A 2,892-nucleotide genomic window follows, 5' to 3' on the forward strand; every position below is an offset into this window, starting at 1 on the left:
GCTCTCGTCGACACCTGGCTTGGCTTCGACATTGAGAGCCACGACCTTGCTGTCATCGACGATCATCGAAAAGCGCTTCGAGCGCAGCCCCATGCCGCTCGCGGAAAGGTCATTGTCAAGTCCGACCGACTTGGCGAAGTCTCCGCTGCCGTCGGCGAGATAGAGGATCTTGCCTTCGCCACCGGTGAAACGTGCCCAGGCGCCCATGACATGGACGTCGTTGACCGAGACGACCGCGATAGTGTCGACGCCGCGCGCCACGATGGCGTCGTGGTTCTCGAGATAGCCCGGCAGATGATTGTTGCTGCAGGTTGGCGTGAAGGCGCCGGGAACGCCGAACAGCACCACCTTCTTGCCGGCGAAAATCTCGGCGCTGGTCATCGGCTTGGCGCCATCGGCGGTCATCACCTTGAAAATCGCTTCGGGCAGTTTTTCGCCAACCGAAATGGTCATGGTTTCCTCGTTTGGGAGATTGGGAAGGATCTGTGCCTGCGATATCGAACCGGGCCGCATTCCGCAACCGTTCAGAGCAATCCCAGGAAAAGTGCCCAGCGGTTTTCGATCCGCAATTGCGGCTCCACGACGAATTGGCTCAAGGGAAAGGCAGCAATCCGTCCACCGCACCTTCGGCGCTTGTCAGCGTGTAGTAGAGCCCGCCGTCCGTGGGCGTCGCCGACGGCCGGTCGAGGATCGGCACGGTGAAAACAAGCTTGCCGTCCTTCTCGCTGCGCACCGGCGCGCCGAACATATAGTCGCGCTCCCCCGCGATGAAAAAGTCGACGGACTCGGCATCGCTGGGCGAATGCGCCTCGACGATGAGCGTCTCGTGATCGCCGGGCAGCACGCGGATGCCGAAATCAGATCGCGCCGGGCCGGGGAGCGTTGCAAGCGCAGTCTTCACCAGCGCCGCGTCGGTGGCGTTGTTCGGATCGGAAGCAGGATCGAGGCTGAGCCGCGTCTGCACCGGAATGCAGATCGTCTCGCATATGCCGAGAAAGACGTTGGCATCGATCGTCGCCGGCTGGTCGGGCGCCGACAGCGTGAAGGTCACCGGCAGCGATACGGGACGGTCATAGCCGGCCCATTTGCCGTAGCCGTCATCGTGGCGCTGCGGCGGCGGAAACGACAGCTTTGCATCTGCGATGTTGGTGCTGGCCGAGATGTCGATCTGCGGCGGCACACCGGCGTCGCCGGGATCGCGCCAATAGGTTTTCCAGCCTGGCTTTAGCGCGATGTCGAGCACGCCGTGGATCTTGCCCGCCTCGTCCGGCTTGCCGCTGGTCACCAGCCGCACCTTGCCGCCTTCGCTGTTGTACCAGGCCGAGGATGATGCCTCGGCCGGCTGCCCCGCTGCCAGGCCGACGACGGCGCCGAGCGCCACAATATTCAGGTATCGCATGACGGTGATTTGATCGCCCGTTCTTGGCCGCGCAATGGTTTCATGTTCCTGCAGGTATCATATTTGCGTGACATCGGGCAGCCTGACCATCTTTTCGGCGCCGCGGAAACGGGTTACCCTCAGTTCCATGGACTTGTTGCGCCACAAAAAGAAGACGGCCGGACGCGGCTTTCTCGACGATCAGTTCCTGATTGCCATGCCTGGCATGAAGGACGACCGCTTCACGCGCTCCGTTATCTATATCTGCGCCCACAGCGACGAGGGCGCCATGGGCCTGATCATCAATCAGACGCAGCAGATGCTGTTCCCGGACCTTCTGGTGCAGCTTGGCATCGTGAACGAGCAGGAAGCAATCCGCTTGCCGGCGCATGCCCGCGATTTCGTCGTGCGCAATGGCGGGCCCGTCGACCGCAGCCGCGGCTTCGTGCTGCATTCCGGCGACTATCGCGTGGAATCCTCGCTCAACGTCTCCGACGACATCTGCCTGACCGCCACGGTCGACATCCTGCGCGCCATCTCGACGGGTCGCGGGCCGCGTCATGCGCTGATGGCGCTCGGCTATTCTGGCTGGGGCGCCGGCCAGCTCGAAAGCGAGATCGCCGAGAATGGCTGGCTCACCTGCCCGGCCACGCCGGAGCTGCTGTTCGACGCCGACATCGAGCGCAAATACGATCGCATCCTTGCCTCGATCGGTATCGATCTCGCCCATTTGAGCGCCGCCGCGGGGCACGCTTAAACGCCTTTGCCGACCTGCGGGATTGGTCGAACCCCGCCTTGGCTTCGTCATCACCTCCGAGGAATGGCGGCGCTCTGAGCGTTTAGGGTGATAACGAAGTTGGAAGGTCGCCGCAGTTCGTAAGCGCCGAAGCAACGCCCTCTAAGCCTGTGTGAGCGGGTACTGCTCCCTCAGCGTCTTCAGCACCAGTTCGCCGGGTATCGGCGCGCCGAACATGAAGCTCTGGACATACTCGCAGCCCATCTGGCGCAGCTCCAGCGCGTCGCTCTCGTCTGAGATGCCTTCGGCGACGACCGACAGGCCAAGCTCATGGGCCATGTTGACCATGGACTTGAGCAGCACCGCACGTTTCGGCGTTGCGTCGTCGACGAAGCTCTTGTCGATCTTGATCGTGTCGAAGGGGAAGCGCGTCAGGTAGGAGAGCGATGAATAGCCGGTGCCGAAATCGTCGAGCGACAGTCCGATGCCGAGCTGCTTGAGCTTGGTCAGCACATGCGCGGTCTGCTCGGGATTGTCCATCACCAGCGATTCGGTGAGTTCGAGCCGGAAGCAGCGCGGCTTCAAGTTGGCCCGCGCAATGACGGAGCGCACGTCGCTGACCAGGTCGCGGCGGATGAGCTGCCGGCTGGAGAGGTTGACCGAAACCGACAGCGGCGCGTCGCCGATCTGCTTCTGCCAGGCCGCCAGATCCTCGGCCGCCTGCTGCATGGCGAACAGGCCGAGCTGCACGATCAGGCCGCAATTCTCAGCCACCGGG

At 62.9% G+C, this 2,892-nt stretch carries 4 protein-coding genes; 1 reads left to right on the forward strand and 3 read right to left on the reverse strand.

Features of this window, described 5'->3' with window-relative positions; all coding sequences use genetic code 11:
- Together EOA60_RS26810 and EOA60_RS26815 are read right to left on the reverse strand one after the other, a co-directional pair.
- Window positions 1-453 (reverse strand): peroxiredoxin (locus EOA60_RS26810; RefSeq protein ID WP_164899557.1); only part of this gene is annotated, 453 nt, incomplete at its 3' end.
- A 139-nt stretch (window positions 454-592) separates the two neighbouring features.
- Window positions 593-1,399: a protein-disulfide reductase DsbD domain-containing protein gene (locus EOA60_RS26815; protein ID WP_095823795.1), complete on the reverse strand. Its 807-nt coding sequence runs from the start codon at window positions 1,397-1,399 to the stop codon at window positions 593-595.
- Window positions 1,400-1,526: 127 nt separating this feature from the next.
- Between EOA60_RS26815 and EOA60_RS26820 the strand changes: the two genes are divergently transcribed.
- Window positions 1,527-2,135 (forward strand): YqgE/AlgH family protein, encoded by a 609-nt coding sequence (locus EOA60_RS26820; protein WP_066997984.1) that lies wholly within the window; start codon window positions 1,527-1,529, stop codon window positions 2,133-2,135.
- 141 nt (window positions 2,136-2,276) lie between these two features.
- Here EOA60_RS26820 and EOA60_RS26825 read toward each other — a convergent pair.
- Window positions 2,277-2,892: EAL domain-containing protein (locus EOA60_RS26825; RefSeq protein ID WP_164899558.1), on the reverse strand; the 616-nt coding region annotated here is incomplete at its 5' end.

This window comes from Mesorhizobium sp. M1A.F.Ca.IN.020.06.1.1 (assembly GCF_004023265.1).
Taxonomy (GTDB): domain Bacteria; phylum Pseudomonadota; class Alphaproteobacteria; order Rhizobiales; family Rhizobiaceae; genus Mesorhizobium.